A 26,825-nucleotide genomic window follows, 5' to 3' on the forward strand; every position below is an offset into this window, starting at 1 on the left:
CTTGCCATGTTATTAAAAATTGGTGAACTTGCAAAACGTACCGGCTTGACCGTACGCATTCTGCACCACTACGACAAAATCGGGCTACTACGCCCGTCAGAACGCTCTGAGTCTGATTACCGCCTGTACAACCGTGACGATATTACTCGCCTGCATCGAATACAGGCTTTACGCCGCCTGAATTTGTCCCTGGCTGAGATTGCCACACTGGTAGAGCAAGATCAAGTCGGGCTGGAGAATGTTGTCTCTGAACAGTTGGCTATGCTGGAACAACAAATTGCCAGCAGCATTGCTTTACGCGACCAGCTTCAACATCTTCAGGAATTACTTCATACCAACCAGGAACCACAACTTGATTATTGGTTAGGCGTAATGGAAATGATGAGTGTCGCCGATAAATATTTTACGCGGGAAGACCTGCATAAACTAAGGCACCATAAAAATGGGAGTGTCTCTCCGGATTTGCGCATGCAAGAATTGATCAAAGAAGCCAAAAAATTATTGCAGGCTGGAATACGCCCGGATGATGTAAAGGCGAAAGATCTGGCGGTGCGGTGGATTACAACGATGAATGAGACCATGCCATCAATTCCACGCTATCTCACTATTATTACCAAGATGCACAGAAATGAGCCTTCGCTACAAACACTGACTGGCGTCGACAACGAATTGATGGATTTCATTACACAAGCCAGTATTGAAGTGCGTTATAGCATTTACAGAAAATATCTGAGTGAGCACGAATTGCGTTGCTTCCGGAGTTCAATGCTAAAGCACTCTTTGGAGTGGGATTTAATTTTTTCAGAAGTGCGTGAACTCATACAAGCTGGCATACCCGCTACCTCTACGCAAACTCTCACGGTATTAAGAAAATGGCGCAGCCTATTTTTAGACGCGTGGGGTGGTGACATGGCAACCATTGCGAAAGTGAGAGAAATTCATGCCAAAGAAAGCGGGGTCTTGTTGGGTGGGAGCATAACCCAAGAACTGATGACTTATGCCAGACAAGGCCTGGTTTATTTGGAAGCAGAAATCAGACAACAATCGAATTAAAGGAAAAATCATGCAGCCACAAATAAAAAAAGAAGCAAAAGCAACTGCAACAACAACAGCAACGGCAAAAGCAACGGCAAAAGCAACTCTATTTAATGATAAAAATTTTCGCTGGCTGATCGGCGGGAGTACGATTTCCATGTTGGGCGATCAGTTCACTATGGTCGCTCTGCCATGGCTGGTGTTAAAAATGACTGGCGACACCTTCATCTTAGGAATCGTGCTGGCAATGTTAGGTGTGCCTCGTGCATTGTTTATTTTTATCGGTGGCGCCATCGTTGATCAATATTCGCCTAAACGCGTCATGATGATCACCAAGTACATCAATACCGTATTGCTCGCCACACTTGCAGGTTTAGTTTTCTCTGGCCATTTGAGTCTATGGATGGTGTACACTTTGGCGCTCAGCCTGGGCATCTCTACAGCATTTAGCATACCGGCTGGAACATCGATGCTCCCGCGCGTGGTCGCTCTGTCGCAGCTTCAAATAGCCAACAGCATTACGCTGAGCATACGTCAGGTCAGCATGTTTTTAGGTCCTGTCATGGCGGGTATATTAATTGCGATCTGTGGGCAATCAGAGAATGCCGGAATTAAAGACTCAACTGGGCTCAGTGCGGCGTTTTTATTGGATTGCGCCAGTTATGCGATTTCAGCATGGACCCTAAACAAAGTGATAACCAGAGACGATGCGCAGAATAAATCTGACGCTGTGAGTATCTTAAAGAATGTCTTCACAGGTTTACAATTTTGCTGGCAACAAAAAGAGTTACGTACTTGCTTCATGTATTGGTCAGCCATCGCCTTTTTTATTATGGGACCTATGCAAATTGCGATGCCTCTGCTAGCGACCAAGCTTAACAACAGCGCTGGCACTTTTGGTTTATTAGCGGGTGCTCACGGTGCAGGAACACTCTTAGGTATGGCAGTTTCTGGCATCAAACCCAATCTGCGTTTTGGCACGCTGGGTGGCACCATGTTATTGATTGATTTTATCATTGCACTTTTGTTTATGCCTTTAGGTTTGGTACAATCTAGCTGGCAAGCGGTGTTGATATTATTGACGATAGCCAGTCTTGGTGGCTATCTGCATGTCGCGGTGTTCACCTGGATACAAACGCAGGTGCCACCTGCCCTGCTGGGCCGGGCAATGAGTATGTTTATGTTTATCTTCATGGGTATAGGGCCGATATCGGCTGCGCTATCTGGTTGGATGATGCGTAGTCTGCAACTGACACAGTTATTCTTTGTCTGTGGAGCTATGTTGATGTTGATCGTTATATTTGCGCTATTTGCGTCACCGATGCGACTAGTAAAGGACAATCGTGCTAGCGCCAATCAGGCTGGCTAAGTCTTTACAAGCATAAAAGTAAGGCAATAAATAAGACAATAAATAAGACAATAAATAAGGCAATAAATAAGGCAATTACCTGCTTAGTAATTGCCTTTTTTGTTTCACTCACGATGAAGCGGAAATTTTAGAATGCAGCGATACCTGTTTGCGCACGACCAAGTATCAGCGCGTGGATGTCATGCGTACCTTCATAGGTGTTCACGACTTCCAGATTCACCAGATGACGGGCAATGCCGAACTCATCGGAGATACCATTACCACCGAGCATATCGCGCGCCATGCGGGCGATATCCAATGATTTACCGCAAGAATTACGTTTCATGATCGACGTAATTTCGACAGCGGCAGTACCTTCATCCTTCATGCGACCTAAACGCAGACAGCCTTGCAGCGCCAGCGTGATTTCAGTTTGCATGTCGGCAAGCTTTTTCTGGATCAATTGGTTAGCCGCTAAAGGACGACCAAATTGTTGACGATCCATGGTGTATTGACGTGCCGTATGCCAGCAGAACTCCGCTGCGCCCAATGCGCCCCATGCGATACCGTAACGTGCAGAATTGAGGCAAGTGAACGGGCCTTTCAAGCCTTCTACGTGTGGCATCAGGTTTTCTTCTGGTACAAACACTTCATCCATCACGATTTCGCCAGTGATAGAAGCACGTAAGCCCACTTTACCGTGGATTGCTGGTGCGGATAAGCCTTTCCAGCCTTTTTCCAGAATAAAGCCGCGGATACGACCGTCGTCAGTTTTCGCCCACACGACGAAAACATCGGCGATAGGACTATTGGTGATCCACATTTTAGCGCCGGACAATGAGTAACCACCTGGAACTGCTTTAGCGCGTGTCACCATGCTGCCAGGATCGGAGCCATGATTTGGCTCAGTCAGACCAAAGCAGCCTATCCATTCACCTGTTGCCAATTTAGGCAGATATTTTTGTTTTTGCGCTTCGCTACCGAATTCATTAATAGGCACCATCACCAGAGAGCTTTGTACACTCATCATAGAGCGATAGCCCGAATCGATACGCTCTACTTCGCGTGCAACCAGACCGTAGCATACGTAATTAAGGCCAGCACCGCCGTATTCGGTGGGGATCATCGAACCAAGCAAACCGAGTTCGCCCATTTCTCTGAAGATGGCAGGATCAGTTTTTTCGTGACGGAAAGCTTCCAGCACTCGTGGTGCGAGTCTTTCTTCACTGTACGCGCGCGCAGCGTCTTGCACCATGCGCTCTTCGTCCGTCAACTGCGAGGACAATAACAAAGGGTCTTCCCAACTAAATACTGCCTTAGCCATCTAATTCTCCTGAATATTTTTTGTGTTAATTTTTACTACGGTATAACGAAACAATCACGAAGCAAGCAAAGCTGAAGATACATCATTTTCTGGTATCTTGCGCTTGCTGCAATAAAGACAAGCCCAATTGCACCCTGCGTACCAGCCAAGGACTAGGACGATAACGCGGGTCGCCGGTGCTGTCCAGCATATTCCGCAATACCAATAGTATACGCGAAGCACCCAATTTGTCGCCCCAGCTTAATGGGCCATCAGGATAAGCCAGCCCTAATACCACTGCCAAATCAAGGTCAGCCGGGCTGCAAACAGCCTGTTGGCTCATATCACAGGCGACATTGACAATACTGGCGATGATACGTTGAGCAACAAAACCAACGCTATCCTGTATCAAATGGACAATACAATTGAATTCTGACAAATTTCTTTTCAATTGTTGCGCCAAATGCGCATCGGTCGCGGGATTTAGCATGACTGTCATTGATACATCGCTTGCAAACATCGTATCCACCCCCACTGTCCGGCGCGCATCCAGTCCTTCTCGTACAACACAGGTACTGACATCTTCGCCAAAGGGGGTGACGATGCACAAAGCGTGTTCAGAGGGCGAAGTGCTGGTATCAAGCGGCATATCACAGTGCGCAAAAAATGCAGATAACAAGGCATGCGCTTCGGTATCTTGCCGACTAATCCAGATCGGAATATGCCAACGCGCATCCACCGACTCAGGAATCGTCGGAGATAGATCAGGGGTCGTTGGGTAGGTATAAAAACCCGCACCGCTTTTACGTCCTAATAAACCTGCCTGCAAGCGTTGCGCCGCTATCTGGCTAGGGCGATAACGTGGCTCTTGATAGTATTGCTGGTAAATTGCTTCCATTACCGGATGCGACACGTCCAGCCCGGTCAGGTCCATCAATTCAAACGGGCCCAATTTAAAACCTGCGCTACGCATGATTTGATCGATAACACTGACATCGGCGACATTTTCTTGAAGAATTTTAAGCGCTTCGGTCACATAGGCGCGTCCGGCGTGGTTGACGATAAATCCTGGGGTATCCTTGGCCAACACTGGGGTGTGTCCGGTTTCCTGCACAAAAATCCGCAATTGCGAAATCACTGCCGTGTCAGTACGTAGACCGTGGATGACCTCGACCACTTTCATCAAAGGTACGGGATTAAAAAAGTGTAGCCCAGCCACGCGTTGTGGCAGCCGGGTCTTTGCAGCAATTGAGGTCACAGACAAGGACGAGGTATTGGTAGCGAGTATGCAATGTTCACTGACCACCTCATCCAATTGTGCAAATAAATCGCGCTTGACATCCAGGTTCTCGATGATGGCTTCTATCACCAGATCACTGGACGCCAATCCCGACAAGGTATCCACCACCCGCAGCTTGGATTTGGCTGCCGAACATAAGTGTGCACTGAGCTTGCCCTTGTCTTGCATTTTATCCCACTGCAAACAAATATCGGCTCTCGCTTTTTCTGCCGCAGCGGTGTTCACATCAAACATGAGCACCTGAAAACCCGCCTGAGCGCTGATCTGTGCGATCCCTTTGCCCATCGCACCAGCCCCCACCACCGCAATGACTCGCAACATAAATTACTCCGGAATAATCGCCGTGACTTCAATTTCTACTTTAGCGCGGTCTTCAATCAACGCAGCCACCTGCACTGCGGTCATGGTTGGATAATGTTTACCAATGATATCGCGATAAGCAACGCCGATTTCTTTGTAAGCACCAACATATTCCTTTTTATCAGTCACATACCAGGTCATGCGCACGATATGCTCTGGCCTGGCATCGGCTTGCGCCAATACTTCCACGATATTAAGCAAGGCCTGACGCACTTGCCCGGCAAAATCATCGGTATGAAATTGTCCTTGTGCATCCCAACCTATCATACCGCTGACGCAGACTGTGCGCCCACTAGCTACAATACCATTCGAATAACCGCGTGGTCTGGCCCAACCTTCGGGTTGAAGAATTTGCATCAATGTTTGCGTCATTTTTCTTCTCCTGATGTAGTCGCAGCAAATTCTTTGAGTAATTCTCTTCCAATAATCAATTGCTGGACTTCACTCGCCCCCTCATAAATGCGCAATGCACGAATCTCGCGATACAGGCGCTCCACAGGCACTTCGCATACGACGCCAAGACCGCCAAACATTTGTAAGGCAGCATCGATCACTTGTTGCGCACTTTCGGTCGCCGTTAGCTTAGCCATTGCCGCTTCTTTGGTGACTTTTTTCCCCTGATCGCGTTGCCAGGCGGCGCGATAAATTAACAAAGCCGAGCTATCAATGGCCGTTGCCATTTGCGCGAACTTTGCTTGTGTCAATTGGAAATCAGCTAAAGTCTGATTAAACATCTTGCGACTTGTCGCGCGATGTAAAGCCTCGTCCATTGCACGACGCGCAAATCCCAGCGCAGCGGCAGCAACTGAAGTGCGGAAAACATCTAAGGTCGCCATCGCCACTTTAAAGCCCTGCCCCGCTTCACCTATACGTTGGGAGGCCGGAATACGGCATTGCGTAAATTTCAGACGTGCCAGCGGATGTGGTGCAATCACGTCGATGCGTTCGGCAATTTCAAAACCGGGCGAACCAGCATCGACAATAAAAGCCGAAATACCACGTGCTCCCGGTGCCTCACCTGTGCGGGCAAACACCACATACATATCAGCAATGCCACCGTTAGAGATCCAGGTTTTTTCGCCATTTAAAATATAATCATTACCATCTGGTGTCGCGGCGCATTGCATTGCTGCTACGTCAGAGCCAGCTTCTGGCTCTGACAAAGCGAAGGCAGCGATTTTTTCACCACGCGCTACGGCACTTAAATAAGTTTGCTTTTGTTCTTCGGCACCGAACAAACTGATCGCACCAGAACCCAGACCCTGCATCGCAAACGCAAAGTCTGCCAGACCAGAATGGCGCGCCAAGGTTTCACGCAACAGGCACAACGCCCGGGTATCAATCACATCCGTCGCCGCACCGTAAGTCTTACCACCAATCGCATGTGTAAGCCAACCACCCTCGCCCAATTGCTTGACCAGGTCTATACATGCCTGATCTACATCATGCCCATGGCCGTCTGAAATATGTTGCGCAGCCCAGGAATCAAGCTGCTGTTGCAAATCACGATGACGCTGATCAAAAAATGGCCAATCCAGATAACTACGGTCGGATTTTGATAATACGTGCGTCATATTTAATCTCCCTCAAATACAGGTTTTTGCTTCGCCACAAACGCATGATAAGCACGATGAAAATCATTGGTCATCATACAAATTGCCTGTGCTTGCGCTTCTGCCTCGATGGCTTCGTCGACGCCCATATTCCATTCTTGCTGCAACATTTTTTTTGTCATTGCATGTGCAAATGTTGGTCCTTCTGCGAGATTTTTTGCGTATTGGCGAGCATCAGACAACACATCATCTGGTGAGCTCAAGCGATTAAAGAAGCCCCATCGTTCACCCTCTTCACCAGACATTGAACGACCGGAATACAGTAAATCAGACGCCCGTCCCTGACCTATCAAACGCGGCAAAATCGAGCATGCGCCCATATCGCAGCCAGCCAGACCAACACGAGTAAATAAAAACGCGGTTTTGCTGCGCGCCGTACCAAAGCGAATATCCGAAGACAATGCCAGGATCGCACCCGCACCCGCGCAAACGCCATCGATTGCCGCAATAATTGGTTGCGGACAAGCGCGCATCGCCTTCACCAGATCACCCGTCATTCGCGTAAAGCTAAGCAAACCTGGCATGTCTAATTGCGTCAAAGGGCCAATGATTTCGTGCACATCACCACCCGAGCAAAAGTTTTCTCCGGCACCAGAAATGACAATCGCTTTGACATCATCGGCATACGCAAGTGCACGAAACAGATCCCTCAGTTCAGCGTAGGATTCAAAGGTCAGCGGATTTTTACGTTCTGGGCGATTCAAAATAATCGTGGCAACCGTATCTGCCACTTCAAAATAAAAATGCTGCGCTTCATAGGTCGCCAGATGCAGGCGGCCACCTGGCAATTGATGCGTTTGTCCCGGGAGGTATTTCATGGTTTATTCCTGTTCAGACTTATTTTCAAACTTGCTTATTGAGACATTCAAGTGATTTTTTACTTGCGATAATAATTCGGACAAATGGGTTTTCTGCTTGCCGGGCATCCCGGAAAATAATTCGGCAATCCAGCGTTCATGCACCGCTGCCATGCGTTGAAAAGCCTCACGCCCGCTAGCTGTAAGCTTGACACTGTAGGCACGCCGATCTTTAGGATCAAGCACCCGCACCACCAGGTTTTCTTGCTCAAGCTGATCGGTAATGCCAGTAATATTTCCGCCAGTGACCATCATGCGCTTGGATAATTCACCCATACGCAATCCGTCCGGGTAACGTTCAAGTTGTGCCATCAGATCAAAACGCGGCAAAGTAATGCCAAACTCGTTGCGAAGACGCGAGCGAATCTCGGCTTCTACCATCACCGTACAAGACAGCATGCGTAACCAAAGGCGTAAAGAATCATGGTGGTCACCAGTCAATCGCGTTTCCAAATCGGAACTGACTTCCAGCTCACCCTTATTCAATTCGGCATCCATTACATTACCTCGCCACCAGCAACAGCAATAGACTGACCTGTGATGGCACTTGCCTGCATCTGGCATAGCCAGGCGACTGTATTGGCCACCTCAGAAGGCTGTACTAATCGTTGCTGCGGATTGCCGGAAGCCAACGCCGCACGCGCCTGCTCTTCGGTCCTGCCGGTTTTCGACATAATATTGCTGACCGCCTCTTTGACAATATCTGTTTCTGTATAACCAGGGCACACCGCATTGACTGTGACACCCTTAGTCGCCAATTCCAACGCCAAAGCGCGGGTCAATCCGATCACACCATGTTTGGCGGCACAATAGGCACTGACATACGGATATCCAGTCAAACCTGCCGTGCTGGCGACATTGATAATACGGCCCCAGCCAGCTTCCAACATGACTGGCAGTACCTGTTTGGTGCAATGAACCGTACCCATCAAATTCACATTCAGCATCTGCTGCCAATGTGCAGTATCGGTTTTTAAAAATGGCGCAGAACTCGCCTGACCAGCGTTATTGACCAGAATATCTATAGGCCCCAGCTTCTGTGCTGCGAGTTCAAAGCTGGTTTCAACGGCTTTTGAATCAGAAACATCAAGTACGATGTAAGCGATCCTGGGTTCGCCATGTGTACTGCTAAGACTTTTTACTGCAACCTTGAGGACTTCCTCATTGCGTCCGGCAATTGTTACCTTTAGCCCCTGCGCCAGCAAAGCCGCAGCAATTGCATAGCCTATGCCTTTACCCCCACCAGTAATCAGCGCGTGCTTATTGTCCAGATTTTTTTCAGTCATCATCAAGCTCAGCCTTCAAGTAACTTTGCCGCGATTTGCTGCGGCGTCAGACCTGCGCTTACGGCTGCAATCTGGCGTTCTCGTTCGAGGTTACGTTCCAACTGGAATTTACCGGCAATGTATTGCTTCGGCCAGGTGATATCAGTCACACCCAGCTTTGCTGCCTCGTGCAAGGTCCATGCCGGATCAGCCAGATGTGGTCGCGCGATCACGCACAAGTCAGCACGACCAGCAGCGATAATGCTATTGGCATGATCTGCTTCAAAAATAGCACCAACGGCCATGGTAGGAATCTGCACTTCGTTACGGATACGATCAGCAAACGGCGTCTGGAACATGCGTCCAAACACGGGCTTTTCTGCCTTACTCACTTGACCAGAAGAACAGTCAATTAAATCAGCACCCGCCGCTTTGAACAAACGGGCAATCTGAACCGCATCGTCTGGCGTGATACCACCCTCCACCCAATCATGCGCGGAGATACGCACTGAGATAGGCTTTTCTTGCGGCCACACAGCGCGTATAGCGGCAAACACTTGCAAAGGAAAACGGCAACGGTTTTCTAAAGACCCGCCATATTCATCGTCACGTTGATTCGTCAACGGAGAAATAAAGCTAGACAACAAATAACCATGCGCGCAGTGCAATTCCAGCCAATCAAATCCGGCCTGTTCTGCGGCTCTTGTTGCCTGCACAAAATCATGCAATATCTTATCCAAATCAGCCAGCGTCGCAGCGCGTGCCAATTGCGAAACACCAGGCAGATAACGCTGCTCAGAAGCGGAAATCAAAGGCCAATTATCATTAGTCAGCGGCTGATCAATACCCTCCCAAGCAACGCGGGTGGAACCTTTAGCACCCGCATGACCTAATTGCACAGCGATCTTGGCGTCGGTATTGGCATGGACAAAATCGACGATGCGCTTCCACGCCACCGTATGTTCCGACGCATATAAACCAGGGCATGCTGGTGTAATACGTGCATCCGCAGAGACACAGGTCATCTCGGCAAACACCAGACCCGCCCCACCCATTGCGCGACTACCAAGATGCACCAGATGGTAATCACCCGCGACACCATCCACAGCAGAATATTGCGCCATGGGTGAAACTACAATACGGTTTTTCAAAACAACATCGCGCAATTTGTAAGGCGTCAACATCGGGGGAATTGCTTGTGCACTGGCAGGCATAGGAACACCTGCTTTGGCATACGCTTGTTCAGCAATCCAGTGCTCAAAACTACGGACATAGCTGGCGTCGCGAACTCGCAGATTTTCATGTGACAAACGCTGGCTGCGGGTCAACATAGAATACGCAAATTGCGGTGCTTCAAGTGCAGTGTAGCGCGAAACGTTTTCAAACCATTCCATCGAATTACGTGCCGAGCTTTGAATCTTCAACACTTCGATCGAGCGCAATTGCTGATAATGATCGAGCACAGCCTGCATGCCTTGCTCACCATATTGCGCAAAACTATTGCTTAACTCAATCGCATCTTCTAAAGCCAATTTAGTACCAGAGCCTATTGAAAAATGTGCCGTATGTGCGGCGTCACCCATCAAAATAACTGGTACTTGTTTTTGATTGACGGTGTTCCAATGCACCCAATTTTTGCAAATAATACGTGGAAATTTAATCCAGTTCGCCGAACCACGTAAATGTGCAGCATTCGCCATCAAGGCATTACCATCCAGATATTTGGCAAACAAACGTTCGCAAAATGCGATCGCTTCTTCTTGCGACATTTTATCTATGCCCGCTTTGAGCCAGACTTCTTCTGGCGTCTCGACAATAAAAGTCGCAGTATCACCGTCATACTGATACGCATGCGCCTGGAACCAACCGTGTTCGGTTTCTTCAAACGCAAAGGTAAAAGCGGAGAATAATTTTTTGGTGCCCAACCAGACAAAGCGGCATTTGCGTGTATCAATATCTGGCTGATAACTCGCCTCATAGCGCGTTCTGATGCGGCTATTGAGACCATCCGAAGCGATCACGATATCAGCATCATATTGCGCCGCCAACGCCTGATCATCAGATACATCGGTTTCAAATACCAGCTTAACGCCAAGTGCTTCGCAACGCGCCTGTAAAATATTCAGCAAGCGCTTTCTGCCTATCCCACAAAAGCCGTGTCCGCCAGAAGTAACGACCTGGCCTTTAAAATGGGTGTCAATATCATCCCAATGATTAAACGCCTGCAAAATTGAACGTGCGGTATCTTCATCCGCCTTGACGAGATTACCTAACGTTTGATCAGAAAAAACGACGCCCCAACCAAACGTATCGTATGGGCGATTGCGTTCTACGACTGTGATCTGATGCGCTGGATGTTGCTTCTTCATCAGTAAAGCAAAATACAATCCGGCTGGTCCACCGCCTATGCAAAGAATATTCATCTCGTCTCCCAAAATTGAGTTTCGATGATCTTGATTGGGATCATCGTCAAATCATGTCACTGCGCAACGCGTAATTTAAAACGCTGCAATTTGCCAGTCTCAGTTCGCGGCAATGCCGTTTTAAATTCGATCGCTCGTGGATATTTGTAAGGCGCTATAGATTGCTTCACAAAGTCTTGAATCTCTTTAGCTAACATATCGTCCGCTACCACATCAGGTCGGGCAACGATAAACGCTTTGACGATCTGACCTCGCTCTTCGTCAGCAATACCAACGACCGCACACTCAGCAACCGCTGGATGCAATAAAATTGCTTCTTCCACCTCTGGACCAGCGATGTTATAACCAGCTGAAATAATCATGTCATCGGTGCGGGCGCAATACCAAAAATAGCCATCGGCATCCATCTGATACGCGTCGCCAGTGAGATTCCAACCATTCAAAACGTATTTCGTTTGACGCTCATCCGCCAGATAACGGCACCCAGTGGGCCCCTTCACCGCCAGGCGCCCAACCACACCCGCTGATACTTGATTTCCATCCTCATCCAGTATGCATGCCTGATAGCCAGGAATAGGTTGACCAGTTGCTCCCGGACGTACTTGTTCGTCAGCAGCGGAAATAAAAATGTGCAACATCTCAGTCGCACCGATGCCATCAATCATGATCAATCCGGTCGCCTGACGCCATGCTTCGCGCGTGGAAATGGGTAATGCTTCTCCCGCAGAGACGGTTTTACGTAAGCTGGTCAGATCATGTTGCGACACTAATCCCGTCATCTGACGATAAAAGGTAGGCGCAGTAAAACATATCGTCGCTTTAAAATCGGCAATGGCTTTGAGTAATAATTCTGGCGTCAATTTTTCGAGCAAGACTGCGGTGGCACCTACCCGCAATGGGAACAGCAGTAAGCCCCCAAGCCCAAAGGTAAACGCCAATGGTGGTGTCCCTATAAAAATATCGTTGGCAGCAGATTTGAGTGTAGAACGTGGAAAGCAATCGCAAATCGCTAATACATCGCGATGAAAATGCATGGTACCTTTGGGTTTACCTGTTGTACCAGAGGTAAAGCCGATCAGACACACATCTTCCGCCGCGGTATCAATTGCTGCAAACTCGACAGATTTCGATTGCATGCGAGTTTCAAGCGAATCGTCACCACCGCAAAAGTACATCACGTGCTGTAAGCGGGGTTGCTCCTGGCGTGTCTTTTCTAAATCTTCATGTAAGGAATAAGAACAAAGTGCATGCGTGATTTCTGCTTTTTCAACGATCACACCCAACTCTTTGGCACGTAGCAAGGGCATCGTCGGCACAGCGATACCACCCGCTTTAATCACTGCTAAAAAACAGGCCGCCATCATGGGGTGATTCGCGCCGCGCAATAAGACGCGATTTCCGGCGACCATCCCCAAATCTTGCACCAGAACATGGGCAATGCGATTTACTTTTTCTTGTAATTGCGCGTACGTCCAGGCTTCTGTGTAGGTGCGTATCGCGACTTTATCGCCAAAACCCTGTGCGCAGGCTTTATCTACAATCTCTGCGACACAATTAATCCGCTCGGGATATGCCAGCTCAGGCAAAGAAAAGCTCAACTCTGGCCACTGTTCACGCGGCGGCAAGTTATCGTAGGCAAACGTATCCACATGAGCAGACACCGTTCGTGCATTTATAGCCATGTCACCTCCTATCACTTCATTTTTCAGCGAAGAATTCAGGATTTACGCATTCAAGTGAAATATACTTTAAACCTAAACTATTTAAAGGTAAAGTAATTTTAAAGACAAATCTAAAAAACTTTAAGATGGCTCTTCACTTCAAAAAACAAAAGCAACACAACTTAAATAAAAGTCGTAATTTAACGTCAAGCAATCTTGCGACACGGGTCACGTTCGTTACACACCACAGTTGCAATAAAACAATACAATAATTGCAATTTATTTAAATTTAATTTATTGTCATAACCAATTTCCTCTCATCTTTAATCGCCGATGCGCACGAGAGATGAGGGATGTTTTACCTCAGATACATCACTTAACAGACTGACGTAACAATATGGAAGCAGGCATGGAAATTTCCTTGAATCAACGTTCAAATATGGTTTCACCGATCAGAAAAATTTTGCGTTGGGCACTAACCTTTATTGGTGGCGTGACTGCGCTGGCAATCTCTATTATCGTTGTCGGGATTCTGATCAATCTAAAAGACGAACCACTCAATTCAAAGGCAAAAGCTATGCTTGACGGTACGACCAATGCTGTTGATCCGAAAACCAATGGCTACTTTGTATTGATTGCAATGGATGCCGATGAAGGTCTGGATGCCTTAAAAACAGGGCAGGAAATAACTGAAAAATATATAGCCCTCGGTAAGGCAGATCCGTTGCGACCTGACTACACAAAAAGAGTGACTTATAAAACGACGACTCTTTTTACACCACAGAACGATCGCTGCAGAGATCTCACCAGCACCTGTATTGAGGCAGATATTTTAAACAGAAGTAAAGTAGAAACACTGATCTCACAGAGCTCACTTCTGTTAAAACGCTATGAAATGATTCAACAACTCCCAAACTTTGAGGAACCGCCAATTTTTTCAGTGACAACACCTTTACCGCATTACTTAGCGTTGCTGAATGCTTCAGACCTGGTCATTACGAAAGCTATTTTTAATATTGCAGATGGAAAAACACAAGAAGGTATCGATGCCTTAAAGAAAAATGATCAATTCTTACACCGCTTGATGCAACAGTCATCGACGCTCACTTCCAAACACGTCATCAGCGCCATGCTTCGAAAACAAATCAGGGCGATCAGTGAAATCATTGAAGTCTATCCAGGCGTACTCAAAAGCAATGGTGATGAAATGAGTGACATGCTGCGCCCTTTGAGCGAAGCTGAACTTTCAATGGCTTCTTCATTTGAAAAAGAAACCCAATTTGTATTAAAAAATCTGACAACCGGGTACGTAACTGGCACCCCAGAAACCGTTTCAGAAAAATTTTCTGCATTACTTATTAAAGCGTTCTATCAACCAAATATCACTATGAATTTGATGGCAAATTATCTTGAACCGATAATACAGGCCGCACATCTTCCGCCATCAGGTTTCAAGCAAGCTGAAAATGAAATAAAACTGCGTACAAAAGACACCAACAATCAAACTTTTTCGACTTTCGTTCATTTTTTGTACAACCCAGTAGGCAAAGGCCTTTACGAAGCTCAGATCGCGCATCCAGAAAGCTATTTTAGATACATGGAACAAATCGCCGATCTTGACGGCTATATCCGTCTGGTTGGCTTGCAAGCTGAAATACGCCGCAAAGGCTTGACCAATGACGCAATACAGAATTTTGTAGCAACGGCTGATAGCCAGTTTAGAAGCCCGTATGATGCAACGCCAATGACGTGGGTAGCGCAAAAGAAGCAATTACAATTTGTTGGGCGCCAGAACAATAGCGACTATAAAAGCGATTTATCTGGAAGAAATATCTACTTAGCACAATTGCATTGATACCAACAACGCAATCACAACTTAAAAGAAGACGATATTCGATAAACCATCGCCAGACATGCGTCGTCAACACGAGGGTGGTTTTCCTACAACACCAGACTTCATTTGACCTGATAAGGTTCGATAGTTACGTTTTTGGGGTAAATCAATAAATCGATATCATCACCATAAATTGGAGATGACAACCCTGTTTTCGCAACCTATAGTGAAGCTATCTATAATCCAATTTTTTTAAAATTGATTAATATATGACGTAAAACGTAGCACCAATTAAAAGTTTTGTTCTCGCCTGATAGCTTGCTTTGAATACTTTGAAGGGAGTTCTACGATGCATAACATGACAGTACGAAAACAGCTTACGCTTGCTTTTAGTGTGATGCTCGCCCTGATTCTTCTTATTTCCGTCTTCAGTTGGAACTTGCTTTCCAGCAACAAACACGAGGCGGATGTCATCGTCAATACCAACAACGTAAAAATAGCTCATGCTTATGCTTTGCGCGGACATCTGAATGCAGCTGCCAGAGCAATTCGTAACTACCTCATCTACAGCGACCCAAATGTCAAAAAAAATATGCTGGGACGCTTCAATGAAGCGAATAAGAATTACGATGTGAGTTCTGAAAAATTACAAGCAATGATAGTGACTGAGCGCGCAAAACAGATCATGTCGCAAATCAATACCAGTCGCGACGAAGTGCGCCAGCATTTTGCCAGTGTGATTTCACTGATCGAAGCAAATAAAACCGAAGACGCTGCCCAGACACTACTCGATAAAGTGCAAGCCCCTCAAGACAAATGGTTTGAGGAAATACAGGGCATGATAGATCAACAGGAAAAACAAAATCAGGATGCCATTACCAGCATGAACCAGAAGTACGTGCTTGCGACCAATTCGCTGATCATCAGCGTCCTGGTTGCGCTGGTTGCAGGATTAACTCTGGCCGCGTTGATTACTCGTCGCATACTAGGTCAACTTGGGGGCGAGCCAGCCTATGCGGTAGACATTACAGAAAAGATTGCCGCTGGCAATCTGAATGTTGTCGTTGATATGCGCGAAGGCGATACGAGTAGCCTGCTTTACGCCATGAATAAAATGCGCTTAAGCCTCGCTAAAATTGTGCAGGATGTGCGAACCAGTGCCGATACGATTACCCATGGCGCAAGCGAAATTGCAACAGGCAATATGGACTTATCGTCTCGCACTGAACAGCAAGCTGGGGCGTTAGAAGAAACTGCCTCATCAATGGAACAACTCAACAGTACCGTAAGACAGAATGCAGACAATGCACGCCAGGCCAACCAACTTGCCCAGTCAGCTTCTGAAGTAGCTGCCAGAGGCGGAAATGTCGTCGGTCAAGTCATAGAAACAATGGGCGCAATTGATACTTCTTCGAAAAAAATCGTCGACATCATTTCGGTGATCGACGGCATCGCATTTCAAACCAACATTTTGGCCTTGAATGCAGCGGTTGAAGCGGCACGCGCAGGAGAACAAGGACGCGGCTTTGCAGTCGTCGCTTCTGAAGTCAGAAACCTCGCACAACGTTCGGCAGCGGCGGCCAAAGAAGTGAAGGCACTCATTGATGAATCTGTCGCAAATGTCATTATCGGCAGTAAGCTTGTCAATGACGCAGGTACAACGATCGCTGAGGTGGTTCAAAGCGTAAGACATGTCACCGACGTCATGAGTGAGATATCAGCCTCAAACCAGGAGCAAACATCAGGGATTGATCAGATTTCTCACGCCATTATGCAAATGGATCAAGTAACACAACAAAATGCAGCTTTGGTGGAAGAAGCTGCTGCAGCGTCGGCATCGTTAGAAGATCACGCGAATAAGTTACTACAAGCGATGAGCGTATTTCAGATAGAAAATAACGCAAATCATCAGTTTAAAACTGTGAGTTCTGGCGTGCGCATGGCTGCTGCCAATGATAAAACGTCTGCAGCGAAACCTGTATTAGCGGCATTAGCCAACAAAACAAAACCAGCTGAACGCAAAATCGCCAATTCAAAAAGTGATGAATGGGATGAGTTTTAGCAATCGCTTCGCTTGCGATTAGCCGGACGAAAGCCACGTGACGAGAGGAAAATGTAAAAATCAATGATTTGAGCCGATTTTTTTTGCGGTATTTCTTGGTGCTAACGGTGGTGATGTTTCTGCCGGAACAGATGCCGGCATGATTGCATTTGAATCCAGAATCTGAACAAAAACTTCGTCTTTTTTGATCATACCTAATTCAAAGCGGGCGCGCTCCTCAACGGAGTCGGTACCAGTTTTCAGATCAGCGACCTCTGATTCGAGTTTAGCATTGCGCTCTTTGAGTTTATTGTTATTTGCTTTTGCCTGATCTACTTGGCGCTGAAATTCCCAGACGCGCAGCCATCCGCCCTTCCCCAACCATAAAGGGTACTGAATCAGTGCCAGCAAAAGAATAAAACAAACAGCAATCAGTCGCACAAATACTCACGTTTAAAATTGAATTGAAGAACAATAAAAAGGGGAACATCGTTCCCCCTTTCTCATCTGAAAGCGATGAATTATTTCAGATTATAGAATGCATCACGGCCTGGGTAGCTCGCGATTTCACCCAAATCTTCTTCAATACGCAATAATTGGTTGTATTTTGCCATACGATCAGAACGGGACATAGAGCCAGTTTTGATTTGCAAAGCATTCATACCCACTGCGATATCAGCGATCGTGCTGTCTTCCGTCTCACCAGAGCGATGAGAAATAACAGCTGTGTAGCCTGCACGTTTTGCCATTTCAATCGCTGCAAACGTTTCAGTCAAAGTACCGATTTGGTTAATTTTGATCAGAATAGAATTAGCGATACCTTTTTGAATACCTTCTTTCAGGATCTTGGTGTTGGTCACAAACAGATCATCACCCACCAACTGTACTTTTTTGCCCAATTTTTCTGTCAGAATTGCCCAACCTTCCCAGTCACCTTCAGCCATTGCATCTTCAATGGAGATGATAGGATATTTGTCGACCCAAGTCGCCAACAGGTTAGTGAAATCCGTCGCAGACAAAGTCAAACCTTCACCTTCAAGGTGATATTTGCCATCTTTGTAGAATTCACTCGCGGCGCAATCCAGACCCAGAGCGATTTGCGTGCCTGGCTCATAGCCAGCCGCTTCAATCGCTTGAATGATCATTTTGATTGCAGATTCGTGGTTATCAACGGAAGGAGCAAAACCGCCTTCGTCACCAACAGCTGTCGTCAAACCTTTTTCTTGCAGGATTTTTTTCAGTGCGTGGAAAACTTCTGCACCGTAGCGAACTGCTTCACGGAATGTTGGCGCGCCAACTGGGATAATCATAAATTCTTGAATATCCAGATTATTATCCGCGTGAGCACCACCGTTGATGACGTTCATCATAGGCACTGGCAATTGCATCGCGCCCGAACCACCGAAGTAACGGTAAAGCGGCAAGCCAGCTTCTTCTGCTGCTGCTTTCGCCACTGCCATGGACACTGCCAACATCGCGTTTGCACCAAGGCGGCCTTTGTTCTCAGTACCATCGAGATCGATCAGAGTACGATCGAGGAATGCTTGCTCATTCGCATCCAAACCCATGATCGCTTCAGCGATTTCGGTATTGATGTTTTCGCAGGCTTTCAATACACCTTTACCGAGGTAACGTGATTTATCACCGTCACGTAATTCAATCGCTTCGCGGGAGCCAGTAGAGGCACCAGAAGGAACCGCAGCGCGACCCATCACGCCAGACTCAAGCAACACATCACATTCAACAGTTGGGTTACCGCGTGAATCAATAATTTCACGGCCGATAATATCAACGATGGCACTCATTCAATTCTCCTAAACGATCAATATAGCGAACAAAGTAAAAAATCTGACGTAGAGGCGTACTCGAAACGTTCTTCTATTTATAAAAAACCAGATACGTTACAGCCACCAAAACTACTTAAACTCAAGTGCCAAAAAAACCTCCTATTACTTATGCAGCAATAGGAGGTTTGCATACTTCAATTAAAAACTGGTTTCCAGGAAACTCGTTTTTTTTACCACCCTGTCAAGATCGACAAGGGTAGATAACAATTCTTTCATACGATTCAAAGGTACCGCATTTGGACCATCGCACAAAGCTTCAGCAGGGTTGGGATGCGTTTCCATAAACAAGCCAGAAACACCTACCGCCACCGCCGCGCGCGCCAGCACCGGCACAAACTGGCGCTCACCACCAGAAGATGTACCCTGCCCGCCTGGTAATTGCACCGAATGCGTCGCGTCAAATACGACCGGGCAATTGGTTTCGCGCATGATTGCCAACGAGCGCATGTCCGACACCAGATTGTTGTAGCCAAACGATACGCCGCGTTCGCAAGCCATAAAGTTGTCTTCATTGAGACCAGCAGCTTTAGCCGCGGCACGGGCTTTTGCAATCACATTAATCATATCGTGCGGAGCAAGGAATTGCCCCTTCTTGATATTCACTGGTTTGCCAGAGCGACCACAGGCTTCAATAAAATCTGTCTGGCGCGACAAAAACGCTGGCGTTTGCAACACATCGACCACGGCGGCGACCGGTGTGATTTCCTCAATGGAATGGATGTCGGTCAGCACCGGGACACCAATCTGCTTTTTGACATCTGCCAGAATCTCCAGGCCTTTTTCCATACCCAAACCACGGAAAGAATTACCTGAAGAGCGATTGGCTTTATCAAAAGAAGACTTGTAAATAAATGGTATACCCAGTTCTTGCGTGATCTCTTTCAGATAACCTGCCGTATCCAGCGCCATTTGACGCGACTCGATTACACATGGACCAGCAATCAAAAAGAAAGGCTGATCAAGACCAACATCAAATCCACATAACTTCATGTTATTTATCCTTGTGCCTTTTTATGGGCAAGTGCTGCTTTAGCAAAAGCGATGAACAATGGGTGACCATCACGTGGTGTTGATTTGAACTCCGGATGATACTGAACACCGATATAGAACGGATGCACTTCACGCGGCAATTCCATGATTTCGCACAAATCTTCGGTCGCTGTACGAGAAGAAACCACCAGACCAGCCGCTTCAACACGCGTCAGGTAATGGTTGTTCGCTTCATAGCGATGACGATGACGTTCAGTCACTACATTGCCATAAATTTCTGCAGCCAGCGTGCCTGGTTTGATGGCGCAAGTTTGCGCCCCCAGACGCATAGTGCCACCGAGATCAGAATTTTCATCACGTTGTTCAACTTTGCCGTCGTGATTTTTCCATTCATTGATCAGCGCAACGACTGGTTGTTCTGTCTCTGGATCAAACTCGGTTGAGTTCGCCATTGTCAGGCCAGCCATGTGGCGTGCGTATTCGATGAGTGCAACTTGCATACCGAGGCAAATACCGAGGTAAGGAATTTTGTTTTCACGGGCATAGCGAGCGGCCAAAATTTTACCTTCGACACCACGCTTACCAAAGCCACCAGGAACCAGAATCGCATCGTATTTTTCCAATGCTTTAGTACCGTGGGCTTCGATTTCTTCAGAATCAACGTACTCAATATTGACGCGGCTTTCTGTATGAATACCCGCATGGCGCAAAGCTTCAGTCAACGATTTATACGATTCAGTCAAGTCAACATACTTACCAACCATACCGATGGTAACTTGTTCTTTTGGATTTTCGAGGGCATAAATTAATTTATCCCACATCGTCAAATCAGCTGGCTTTGGAGACAACTGTAATTTTTCACAAACAATCTTATCCAAGCCCTGATCATGTAACATTTGTGGAATCTTGTAGATCGTATCTGCGTCCCACACTGAAATAACACCCTCTTCTGGGACGTTCGCAAACAGAGAAATCTTTGCACGTTCATCGTCAGGAATCGGACGGTCAGCACGGCACAACAGCGCATCAGGGAAAATACCGATTTCACGTAATTTTTGCACGCTATGTTGCGTAGGCTTGGTTTTCAATTCACCAGCAGCAGCAACATAAGGAACCAGTGTCAGATGCACGAATGCAGCCGCATTACGACCAGCACGCAAACTTAATTGACGCGCAGCTTCCAGGAATGGCAGAGATTCGATATCACCGACGGTACCGCCGATTTCAACCAGCGCGACGTCAGCACCAGCTGCACCGCGGTGGATGAACTCTTGAATTTCATTGGTGATGTGAGGAATAACCTGAACAGTTTTACCCAGATACTCACCGCGACGCTCCTTGCGGATCACGGACTCATAAATTTGGCCTGTTGTAAAGTTATTCACCTTCTTCATCTTGGCAGTGATGAAGCGCTCATAGTGACCCAGATCCAGATCAGTTTCTGCGCCGTCATCGGTCACGAAAACTTCACCATGTTGGAATGGACTCATGGTACCTGGATCAACGTTGATATACGGATCCAGTTTGAGCATAGTAACTTTGAGACCGCGCGATTCTAAAATGGCGGCGAGAGAGGCGGCAGCGATGCCTTTGCCCAATGAGGAGACTACGCCCCCCGTAACGAATACGAACTTAGTCATTGCAGAAGGTGCCAGACGGCACAAGCGGGAAATTCGAATTATACATCACTCTGGAACAGAGTTCACGCTTTCCCGCTCATGCAGCTAAAAAATATGCAATCCACGAATATTTACATCGCGCACAAAAATTGCAATCTAATAACATTCTGTGCACCAACAGCGTTCGACATTTCTTTTATTTCATTCGCACGACGGAAAATCGAGGCGGTAGCACCATACTTGCCAGCCTGCCACACATAACCCAATTCAATCTCGCCACCAGCAGTTTTTGCATGCACCTTAGGTATGTCTTTACTAAAATAGGCGCCTTCTATCGTCGCGTTGTAAGCAACCGCTTTCACGTCGCCACGTAAAAATCCATAACTCGCCGGCTGGTAGGGTAATGCATTCAGACGACCAAACCGAATCGCAACTTCCGCGCCCAGATCAGTGAAAATATTTCCGAAACGAGCATGCACCTTCGGTGTGATATCAACGCCAGCAAATGGAAGTAAACGACCTGGCGACATTTCACCTGACAAAACGACGCCAAGTTCATTGTGATACTGAGTACTCCAACCTTGCGGCAAAGGCTGATTAATCAATCGATGCAATTGCGCCTGCGTGCGAGCACCACCAGCACATTGACCAAAACAACCTATATCCACACCCCAGCGCCAGCTTTTACCGGTCACGTCGGCGTTATTGTTAAATATGCCACCATGCAACCAACCCGCATAGGGGTGATCATTTGACGCCAATTGCGACGGCAATAACTTAACATCAGATGGCGTATATAAGTCTTGCGCGATACGCCAGCCATATTCAACCGAATGCAAATCCGACTGCAAAACATAAGTCTTCTGCAAATGATCGCCAGCGGTATAAAACTTATCATCTCTGTTTAAAAGAAAACTATCATTTTCCAATTCCAGCATCCAGATCGCCTTGCCTTGATCCATCACGGTTTTTGCTTGCTGCCAGGAAGGAGCGCTAAAGTTTACAGATGCATTGTCGTTCGCAGCGGCAATGCCAGACACCGCAATGCAGGCTAACGCCACCAAAGATGCCAAAACTTTTTGAGATAATTTCATATTCGATTCGCGTAAGATCAGTTCAATTTTAATTTCGCCAGCATCTTCAAAACCGCCTCTGCTGTTTGTACCGGCGTTTCCATTGGTATTAAATGCCCCCCTGGTATCAGGACGTAATTTTCAGCCATCAATTTCTTGGTGTAAAAATCGCCCGCCTGGGCGCACTCTATCGACTCCGTACCACCGACAAACCCAATCGGCACTGCAGGCGGACGCCGTATCAAGCGACCCATACCATGCGGCAGAGTGAGATAAATTGCCGTTTCAACCTCACGTGTAAAGCGCAGCGTCACCCCTTCAGCACATGGTAACGTCCCGGCATTGATATAGTCCCATAAAACTTCGGGCGGCCAGATTGCAAACGCCTCTTTAGAGGCAAAATGTTGATAGGCCGCCTCTTTGTCCTTCCAGACATATTTGCGTTTTTCAGAAAAACGCGCAGGCCCATATTTCTGCGCCCAACCAACCATTTTCGAAAATCTCAGTAGCATTGCGCGCCAACCAGCCACCACCGGCGAATCAATCACCACCACACCACGCACCAAATCTGGCCGCGCCCTGGCCGCCATCAATGACAATAAGCCGCCAAGCGAATGTCCAAGCAAAATAACGGGTTGCTGATAATTAGCATCCAGCGTGTCGATAAGTTCTTGCACCAGATAACGCCAGCCATCAGTCACCGGATAGGCAGGATTATGCCCGAACATCTCGGTAACGCGTACATCGTAGTGGGGACGCAATTGATCCAGAAATACACGATACGACCCTGAAGGGAAACTATTGCCGTGCGCAAAGTGAAGAAGAGGTTTACCGGATTGCTCGCTCATAATGATTTACCGCATTATTGACCATACCAATAGCGCGCATGCTCCTGTCTGAATTGAGAAAACTGCAATGATGCGCTGAATTGTAATGTGATTGCACCCGATTCATCGGTTCTTAGACGATTTATTCCAAAATCAGCGTAGCGTGAATACACCTCTGCTTTGGGGTGATGATAACGATTCAGGTAACCAACCTGAAAAATTCCCAGTACAGGACTTACTGCATGCAAAAATGCTGGCGTCGATGAGGTACCACTTCCATGGTGTGGTGCCAATAATACATCTGCCTTTAATTTATCGGGAATACTATTGATCAACTCATCTTCCTGAATCGCCTCAATATCACCAGGCAATAACATGGAATGATGATCGGTTGTGACTTTCAGAGTGCAGCTGCGCGCGTTGGGCTTCCATTTGATGCTCTCATAACTGACTGGCACGGGTTGTAAAATTTCAAAATGCACGCCATCCCAATCCCACTCCTGCCCCGCCTGACATCGCCTATGTTGCGCTGATTGCGCCACAATTGGACTATCCAAAGCTAAAGAGCTACTTGTCAGACTCACAGGCAATTGCCTTAGGATGCTGAGCGCACCACCTGAATGATCGCTATCATTATGCGAAATCATCAACATGTCGAGCGTATTAATTCCACGTGCTTTCAAGTACGGCAGAATGACACGACTCCCACTATCTGAATCAACAGAGTACGAGGGTCCGGTATCGTACAACAAACGATGATGTGCAGTTTCCAGGAGCAACGCCATGCCCTGCCCCACATCTAATGCCGTCACCCGCAAATCTTTATTTGCAATTGCCAGCGGAGTTTGAAATATCAGAGGCAAACAACATACCCCTCCGAGCCAACGCATAGGCCACCCTCTGGGCAACAACATCCACAACATCCCCACCAACGCCATCAAGAAAATCGAAAATGAAGGCAAGGCGGCACTCCACACAGCCATTGGTGATGCACTTAAATAATCTAAAAACCAAACCAACAGCTGAATCAAACCATGTGCAAGTTTTAACACAAGACCTGAAAGCGGCATCGGTAAAACACTGCCCAATAACGCCAGTGGCGTAACAAAAAAACTTACCAAAGGTATCGCCACCGCATTGGCAACTGGCCCCACCAAAGATATCTGCCCGAATAACAACATCGTCAACGGCACCAGACCTATCGTCACCGCATATTGGGTACGACCAGCTATACGCACATCGCGAACGAATTTCTGCCACCGCCCATCAGTATCAGGCTGCAGCTGACCTCCTGCTGCAAAAATAATCACGGCAACTGCGCCAAACGACAACCAGAAACCTGGCGACAATACCGCCCAGGGATCAAGTAAAGTCACCAGAGACAAAGCCAGACAAAGCACCGAAGAAAAGCTCGTTATACGCCCGCTCCAGATCGCCACTGCGACGACGAGTAACATATACATCGTACGTTGCGCTGGTACACCAAAACCCGCCAACGCTACATACAACACCGCCATCATTGCTCCAGCTAACGCAGCAATTTTCTGCACAGGGACGTACAAAGGTAAAGACAAGTTCAGATAAAAAGAACGTCGCCACAAAAAAGCCAGCAACCCTGAGAACAAACCTGCCACCATCGTGATATGCAAACCTGAGATACTAATCAGGTGACCGATACCAACCCGATTAAACACTGTCCAGTCAGACTGCGGGATTTCGCGTTGATCTCCGATCACCAATGCCACAACCACACCGGCATACGGATACCCTGGCAAGGCCGCATGAATACGATCACGCAATATTGCGCGGCCGCGCTCAACGATGTTACCGACACTCCAGACAAATTCACTCAACCGCTGATTAACGGCACCACCAACTGCGTCATCACGAATCGTTCCGGTGGCACGTATGCCCTGCTCTAAAAGCCAGACTTCATAATCAAAGCCATCAGGATTGGCAGCCCCATGAGGTCGCTTTAGTCGCACCTTAAAGCGCCAGCGCTCGCCAGGTCGAACGCCGGGATTTTCAGGATCATCAGTGGCTTGTCTTTTCAAATACCACGATAACGATAATTTTTCCGGAAAGTGAGCTTGATCGTCAGCCGACAGTCTGCTATCGAGAATCTGCTCAACTGCAAAATTAAATCGTTGCCCCTCTGCCATTTGCAAGGGAAGGCTATCTATCGTGCCGATGATCGTCAGATCCTGATTTTCATATGCTGACGGTAACGATGTGCGCAAATAGAAGTGCGCAAAACAACTTGCCCAGACAAAACCTACAACCAGAGCGAATAGACCGCGGTTGAGATTACACCAGAAATTCGGATTTTCCGTTTTATCAATAAAACGGCGAACAACAAGAAAGGTCAATGAAGCAAGCGCTATCAGATAGCCAAGCTGCGTTAACGAAAGCAAAGCCGCTTGTTGCTGTAAACAGGCGACACCCATAACAAAAAAAAGGCATGTCACCCGCATCGCTTTTTACCTGCTCATGCGAGGCAAAACATTTTTTGCATTAGCGCTGGTAGCCTCGGCAATGTGAAGCAAACTCATGCCACGCAATTCAGCCAGTACACTCCCTATTTGCGGCAACTCCACCGGACTATTGACGCCGTGTGAATTCCAGCTCGGCGGAATATCTGGCGCATCGGTTTCCAAAACAATAACGTCCAGAGGCAAGTCAGTTGCCAGACGACGGATTTGCAAGGCACGGGTGTAAGTCATTGCCCCGCCAAAGCCTAATTTAAATCCCAAATCAACAAAGTGATTGGCCTGCTGCACACTACCGTTAAAAGCATGCGCAATACCGCCAACAACTTGAATACGACGCAAATGTTTTAAAATAATGTCTTGCGAACGTCTCACGTGAAGTAAGACCGGCAATCCAAAATCACGCGCAATTTTTAATTGCTCAACGTAGAAAAACTCTTGCTTCTCACGCAAAGGACTTTGCATTAGCGCAGGAACAAAAAAGTCGAGACCAATTTCTCCAATGGCGACAAAGCGATGATCGTCATTTGCTTGTGCCATCAACCCAGCGACCCGATCACGCAACAAAACTAAATCCTGCTCATCCGAAGTCGGCACATACATAGGGTGAATACCTAGAGCATAAAAACAATTGCTGGCTTGCCGCGTCAACTGCGCCACATGTTCGAAATTGTTTTTATGCACAGCTGGTATCACAATACCATCAACACTGACTTGCTTCGCCGCCTCTGCAACAGCAAGCGAGCCACCATTAAATTCAGAGGCATCAAGGTGGCAATGCGTATCTATCCACATACCAGCACCTTGAAGTAAGTCATTTGATTCAGATTTTGATTAATATTTCGCATCCCACGATTATGCAGGATATGGCACAACAAGCCCATACAGGAATTTGTATTAGACGTATCAATTTTGCCAAAGCTGACAATTAACATCAAAT

General features: G+C 47.2%; 21 protein-coding genes. 4 read left to right on the forward strand and 17 right to left on the reverse strand.

Translation table 11 applies throughout. The annotated features are described in order from the left end of the window. The first annotated feature begins 6 nt into the window (after positions 1-6). Both ACO0KY_RS07820 and ACO0KY_RS07825 read left to right on the forward strand, forming a co-directional pair. Positions 7-1,053 (forward strand): MerR family transcriptional regulator, encoded by a 1,047-nt coding sequence (locus tag ACO0KY_RS07820; RefSeq protein WP_423045142.1) that lies wholly within the window; start codon positions 7-9, stop codon positions 1,051-1,053. 10 nt (positions 1,054-1,063) lie between these two features. Next, positions 1,064-2,404: an MFS transporter gene (locus tag ACO0KY_RS07825; protein ID WP_423045143.1), complete on the forward strand. Its 1,341-nt coding sequence runs from the start codon at positions 1,064-1,066 to the stop codon at positions 2,402-2,404. Positions 2,405-2,531: 127 nt separating this feature from the next. Here ACO0KY_RS07825 and ACO0KY_RS07830 read toward each other — a convergent pair whose 3' ends face one another. The 9 genes from ACO0KY_RS07830 to ACO0KY_RS07870 form a co-directional block, all read right to left on the reverse strand. Beyond that, positions 2,532-3,707: an acyl-CoA dehydrogenase gene (locus ACO0KY_RS07830; protein ID WP_186911534.1), complete on the reverse strand. Its 1,176-nt coding sequence runs from the start codon at positions 3,705-3,707 to the stop codon at positions 2,532-2,534. 82 nt (positions 3,708-3,789) lie between these two features. Next, the gene (locus tag ACO0KY_RS07835) at positions 3,790-5,307 is read right to left on the reverse strand and encodes a 3-hydroxyacyl-CoA dehydrogenase (RefSeq protein ID WP_423045144.1); all 1,518 of its coding nucleotides are present in this window, start codon (positions 5,305-5,307) and stop codon (positions 3,790-3,792) included. A gap of 3 nt (positions 5,308-5,310) precedes the next feature. Then, a complete protein-coding gene (locus ACO0KY_RS07840) occupies positions 5,311-5,703 on the reverse strand; it encodes a RidA family protein (RefSeq protein WP_423045306.1) in 393 nt (130 codons plus the stop codon). 11 nt (positions 5,704-5,714) lie between these two features. Then, positions 5,715-6,920, reverse strand: coding sequence for an acyl-CoA dehydrogenase family protein (locus ACO0KY_RS07845; RefSeq protein ID WP_423045145.1), 1,206 nt, complete (start codon positions 6,918-6,920; stop codon positions 5,715-5,717). Positions 6,921-6,922: 2 nt separating this feature from the next. Continuing rightward, the gene (locus ACO0KY_RS07850) at positions 6,923-7,777 is read right to left on the reverse strand and encodes an enoyl-CoA hydratase family protein (protein ID WP_422995965.1); all 855 of its coding nucleotides are present in this window, start codon (positions 7,775-7,777) and stop codon (positions 6,923-6,925) included. Positions 7,778-7,780: 3 nt separating this feature from the next. After that, entirely contained in the window at positions 7,781-8,314 is a 534-nt protein-coding gene (locus tag ACO0KY_RS07855) for a MarR family winged helix-turn-helix transcriptional regulator (protein WP_423045146.1), read from the reverse strand. Continuing rightward, on the reverse strand, positions 8,314-9,102 hold the full coding sequence (locus ACO0KY_RS07860; protein ID WP_423045147.1) for an SDR family NAD(P)-dependent oxidoreductase: 789 nt from the start codon (positions 9,100-9,102) through the stop codon (positions 8,314-8,316). The genes ACO0KY_RS07855 and ACO0KY_RS07860 overlap by 1 nt, the downstream gene beginning before the upstream one ends. 8 nt (positions 9,103-9,110) lie before the next feature. Continuing rightward, positions 9,111-11,504, reverse strand: coding sequence for a bifunctional salicylyl-CoA 5-hydroxylase/oxidoreductase (locus tag ACO0KY_RS07865; protein ID WP_423045148.1), 2,394 nt, complete (start codon positions 11,502-11,504; stop codon positions 9,111-9,113). Between the two features lie 56 nt (positions 11,505-11,560). After that, on the reverse strand, positions 11,561-13,186 hold the full coding sequence (locus tag ACO0KY_RS07870; protein ID WP_423045149.1) for a benzoate-CoA ligase family protein: 1,626 nt from the start codon (positions 13,184-13,186) through the stop codon (positions 11,561-11,563). A 388-nt stretch (positions 13,187-13,574) separates the two neighbouring features. Between ACO0KY_RS07870 and ACO0KY_RS07875 the strand changes: the two genes are divergently transcribed. Both ACO0KY_RS07875 and ACO0KY_RS07880 read left to right on the forward strand, forming a co-directional pair. Next, positions 13,575-15,020 (forward strand): hypothetical protein, encoded by a 1,446-nt coding sequence (locus ACO0KY_RS07875; RefSeq protein WP_423045150.1) that lies wholly within the window; start codon positions 13,575-13,577, stop codon positions 15,018-15,020. A gap of 328 nt (positions 15,021-15,348) precedes the next feature. Then, complete coding sequence (locus tag ACO0KY_RS07880; RefSeq protein WP_423045151.1) at positions 15,349-17,061, forward strand: methyl-accepting chemotaxis protein; 1,713 nt, start codon at positions 15,349-15,351, stop codon at positions 17,059-17,061. Positions 17,062-17,121: 60 nt separating this feature from the next. Here ACO0KY_RS07880 and ftsB read toward each other — a convergent pair whose 3' ends face one another. The 8 genes from ftsB to ACO0KY_RS07920 form a co-directional block, all read right to left on the reverse strand. Further along, complete coding sequence (gene ftsB, locus ACO0KY_RS07885) at positions 17,122-17,481, reverse strand: cell division protein FtsB (RefSeq protein ID WP_422991704.1); 360 nt, start codon at positions 17,479-17,481, stop codon at positions 17,122-17,124. An 80-nt stretch (positions 17,482-17,561) separates the two neighbouring features. Further along, on the reverse strand, positions 17,562-18,845 hold the full coding sequence (eno, locus tag ACO0KY_RS07890; RefSeq protein ID WP_186911524.1) for a phosphopyruvate hydratase: 1,284 nt from the start codon (positions 18,843-18,845) through the stop codon (positions 17,562-17,564). Between the two features lie 180 nt (positions 18,846-19,025). Then, positions 19,026-19,877: a 3-deoxy-8-phosphooctulonate synthase gene (kdsA, locus tag ACO0KY_RS07895; RefSeq protein ID WP_422995983.1), complete on the reverse strand. Its 852-nt coding sequence runs from the start codon at positions 19,875-19,877 to the stop codon at positions 19,026-19,028. Positions 19,878-19,882: 5 nt separating this feature from the next. After that, the gene (locus tag ACO0KY_RS07900) at positions 19,883-21,517 is read right to left on the reverse strand and encodes a CTP synthase (protein WP_186911522.1); all 1,635 of its coding nucleotides are present in this window, start codon (positions 21,515-21,517) and stop codon (positions 19,883-19,885) included. A 110-nt stretch (positions 21,518-21,627) separates the two neighbouring features. Continuing rightward, the gene (locus ACO0KY_RS07905; protein WP_423045152.1) at positions 21,628-22,590 is read right to left on the reverse strand and encodes a lipid A-modifier LpxR family protein; all 963 of its coding nucleotides are present in this window, start codon (positions 22,588-22,590) and stop codon (positions 21,628-21,630) included. 17 nt (positions 22,591-22,607) lie between these two features. Further along, a complete protein-coding gene (locus ACO0KY_RS07910; protein WP_423045153.1) occupies positions 22,608-23,417 on the reverse strand; it encodes an alpha/beta fold hydrolase in 810 nt (269 codons plus the stop codon). A gap of 14 nt (positions 23,418-23,431) precedes the next feature. Then, a complete protein-coding gene (locus ACO0KY_RS07915; protein WP_423045154.1) occupies positions 23,432-25,843 on the reverse strand; it encodes a DNA internalization-related competence protein ComEC/Rec2 in 2,412 nt (803 codons plus the stop codon). Positions 25,844-25,876: 33 nt separating this feature from the next. Beyond that, complete coding sequence (locus tag ACO0KY_RS07920; RefSeq protein ID WP_423045155.1) at positions 25,877-26,680, reverse strand: TatD family hydrolase; 804 nt, start codon at positions 26,678-26,680, stop codon at positions 25,877-25,879. Positions 26,681-26,825: the final 145 nt, after the last annotated feature.

This window comes from Undibacterium sp. Dicai25W (genome assembly GCF_049340505.1).
GTDB lineage: Bacteria > Pseudomonadota > Gammaproteobacteria > Burkholderiales > Burkholderiaceae_D > Undibacterium > Undibacterium jejuense.